The following is a 2,916-nucleotide window of genomic DNA, read 5'->3' as shown; positions in this document are numbered from 1 at the left end:
CAACTACTACGCTGAAACAAACGGCCCGATAAATATCGAAGCCGCCAACAAAACGGCGGTATGAAACCCGGGACGGTTCAGTTCTCTTACTCGCTCTCACTGTGCCAGAGACAGCGATGCGGTTCACCAAACTGGCCCGTAGACCGAACCGGCTGCTGATCAGTTCGTGTCGCCCTGGCTAGTTTGTGGATCGCGCCCAGGGGCTCACGCTGTCCAGTTGGACGTTGACGACGCTGGGTCCAGCGAGGAGAGTACCGACAGCCGTGAAGTCTTGCTGAGGGAGGATGCTGTCGGTCGGATCGATGCCATTGAACTGTCGAACGTTGACCCGTCCCGAGTTTGTGGACGAGAAAACGACTGGTTGCTCAGCGCCCGCATACAAATAGGCGTCGTAGCCGCCGGTCTGCGGCAATGGGGGAAGCGCCGAAATTGGTGACACGGTAATGGACCATTCACCCGCGCCGGCCTCAATACCTATCCAGCCGGCCGGGCCAGCGGTGGGGTCCAAACCGTAGGCCACGCTGGCAGAATCACCCATGTAATCCGTCGTTCCGGCTTCGTGGAAGGTGCCGTCCTCCCCATAAACCTGCGCATAGGAGTCCTCATTAACCCAGTGGCCGGGTGCCCACGTGATCGTGTAGAAGCCAGCTTTAGCGTCGTCGGGAAAGATAATATCATCAGCTCCACTACCGGTATCGGTGAAAGCCGTAAACGTCCCGAATGTCTCGTCCGCCCACGCCTGCGCATATTCCTGCGCAGTGGGTTCATCCGTTTGGGTGGGGGTCGACGAAACAGTCGCTGATGAATCAGGTACAACGGGTTGCTCTGCTTGACAGCCTGACAAGATAACAGCCGATGCGGTCGCTGCGGCTAATGCGAACGTCACACGTTTCATAGAATCTCCTTGGTGTTTATCGTCTACTCCGCGTTGAGATGACGTCGTCGGGCTGCGCGTGGGCGACCCACCGGTTCACGTTGAGTTTTGCACTGCCCGAGCTCGTTGGACAATTCGGCAGTTGCGGTCGTGTGTGCGAGGTCTATGCGTGAGCCGCGGCCCTGATGCAGGCTCTTCGACTTGCGCCATGACCTGTGGCTGCGGTCCGAACGAACAGAGAGGCCCGCAGAAGCAACTTCTCGCGGGACGCTTAGCCGCGAATGCCTTGGCGTCCCACTGCGGCCAAGGAGCGCGTGCGCGCATTTCCGATGGCGATGAGGAGTCCGCCCACGGATGCAACGGCGGCACAGACGAGGAATGTGATCGTGGTGGTCCAGACAGGGCCGGCCATCACAAAACCTTGCCCGTCTGCACGCTGCCAGTTACAGGCTCGCCCCAACGTCCACCAGGAGAAAGATCCATGCACCCGCACGGCTTCCGACGCGACCGCGAAAGGGGCGGACACCCGCCATGGTCCTTCAACGAGGCACTTGTAGTCGAGTCCGCCGTACGTGGCGGATAGCCAAGCCAACGCGACTACGCAAAGTGCAGCGATAACACCGACCACGATCAGAGAAATACCGATAGACCGCGTCAGTGCCATCCTGCTCTTCATCCTGCGCTGACTCTATTGCAATTTCTGCCCGCCTTCGCTTTGTCATGCATCCGCAAGAGGAAGGGTTAGCGGGATTTACGCGATCGAAGAGCCACCCGACCGACAGGCACAACGACCAAACCTCCGGCGCAGAGGAGCACAAGCCAGTTGCCAGTACCCAGGCCCACCCACAGACCGACCCCGAGAATCACCACACTGTAAACGATCCCGAAAATCCACATCCTGCGTCGCGATAAGCTGATCTGAGCCGATGACATGCCTTCAGGCTATCTAAATGAAAGCAACAAGCGAATACCCGCATGCCGAACCCTTTGCGGACGTCCGGCGATAGGGTGGTTGCATGATGGGCCTGTGGGAAAGCATCACGCACGTAGGCGCAACAACATGGTTTGCGATTGCGGTTCTGCTGACAGTCGTTGGATACTTTGGCGGCGAGGATGCCCTATGGTCTGTCCTCTGGTTGATCCCCCATGCGGTGATCTTGTTCGGCGTGTGGCGCGGCAGTCGGACCGCATGGGCGATATTAGTGGGCGTCAGCGTGGCCCTGGCTGTAACGCTGGCGGTTGTCGGCATCGGAATGCAGTTCGGGTCCGGATTCATCATGAACATCTATTGGTGGGGGCCCATGGCCCACGGCGCAGCGCTGCTGTGTCTCGTCGCTTTTCGAGCAAGTAGGCGGCGAGCAGTCACAGCCAGGCCTCAGGCGATCCATGACTCTCCGTCTGAACTTGAACGGACGCAGCACGCCGCTCTTTGAATGCTCGCGTTAGATTCAATGGCTCGGCCGGGATGGATGGGGCCTTCGTGCGGTCGCAGGATCAGTGGGCCTAGTCCGGTTCACGGCCGGTGAGCGCCGTCACCCGATGATCCTGGAGGGCAGTCCGCAAGGCGAACGGCGGATTCAACCGGTCGTCGCAACGATGGGCTTTTCTGGCTCTGACAATAGTCGTTGCATGGCTTGAGCGGGTGTGATGCCGCCGAGCGTTTTGCGGGGTCGATTGTTGAGTTCGGTAGCGNGCTGCCACGGTGAATGTGGATCACAGAAGTAGATCGCTATTGTGGTGGCCAGCGTGATCTGCCGGTGCTGGGCCAGCTCGGTTCCCTGATCCCACGTCAGAGTCTTAACCAAGTGCTCGGGGAGACTTTTAATTGCGGCCATCAGCCCCTCGCGAACCGTGATCGCGCCGGGTCACCGGGGAGGTGGACCAGCATCGTGAACCGTGTCCGACGCTCCACCAACGTAGCGATCGCCGACCGGCAGTGTGACCCCAAGATCAGATCCCCTTCCTTACGTTGTTGTGGTGGGTGATTTCGGGACTGTCGTAGTGTGTCGATCACCCTCGGGTGGCGGGTATGGCTGAGATCG

3 protein-coding genes and 1 pseudogene are annotated in these 2,916 nt (G+C 59.5%); 1 reads left to right on the top strand and 3 read right to left on the bottom strand.

From position 1 onward, the window contains the following. Nucleotides 1–178: 178 nt before the first annotated feature. A complete protein-coding gene (locus CXY71_RS00300) occupies nucleotides 179–895 on the bottom strand; it encodes a hypothetical protein (RefSeq protein ID WP_146072688.1) in 717 nt (238 codons plus the stop codon). A gap of 250 nt (nucleotides 896–1,145) precedes the next feature. Next, nucleotides 1,146–1,538: a hypothetical protein gene (locus tag CXY71_RS00295; protein ID WP_104133752.1), complete on the bottom strand. Its 393-nt coding sequence runs from the start codon at nucleotides 1,536–1,538 to the stop codon at nucleotides 1,146–1,148. Between the two features lie 352 nt (nucleotides 1,539–1,890). On the opposite strand from CXY71_RS00295, the gene CXY71_RS00290 reads away from it, so the two are divergent. Further along, nucleotides 1,891–2,307, top strand: coding sequence for a hypothetical protein (locus tag CXY71_RS00290; protein WP_104133751.1), 417 nt, complete (start codon nucleotides 1,891–1,893; stop codon nucleotides 2,305–2,307). A gap of 144 nt (nucleotides 2,308–2,451) precedes the next feature. Here CXY71_RS00290 and CXY71_RS00285 read toward each other — a convergent pair. Beyond that, nucleotides 2,452–2,837 (bottom strand): annotated as a pseudogene (locus tag CXY71_RS00285) (IS30 family transposase); the annotation flags it as partial. Between the last annotated feature and the right edge of the window lie 79 nt (nucleotides 2,838–2,916).

This window comes from Cryobacterium sp. Y62, from assembly GCF_002929785.1.
GTDB lineage: Bacteria > Actinomycetota > Actinomycetes > Actinomycetales > Microbacteriaceae > Cryobacterium.
Note: the sequence above shows the minus strand (reverse complement) of the source record. Positions and strands in the feature narration are given on the sequence as shown.

What these genes read in the sequence shown, in the direction of transcription:
- CXY71_RS00300 (WP_146072688.1), bottom strand. Translation starts at nt 895, where the DNA reads ATGAAACGTGTGACGTTCGCATTAGCCGCAGCGACCGCATCGGCTGTT.
- CXY71_RS00295 (WP_104133752.1), bottom strand. Translation starts at nt 1,538, where the DNA reads ATGGCACTGACGCGGTCTATCGGTATTTCTCTGATCGTGGTCGGTGTT.
- CXY71_RS00290 (WP_104133751.1), top strand. Translation starts at nt 1,891, where the DNA reads ATGATGGGCCTGTGGGAAAGCATCACGCACGTAGGCGCAACAACATGG.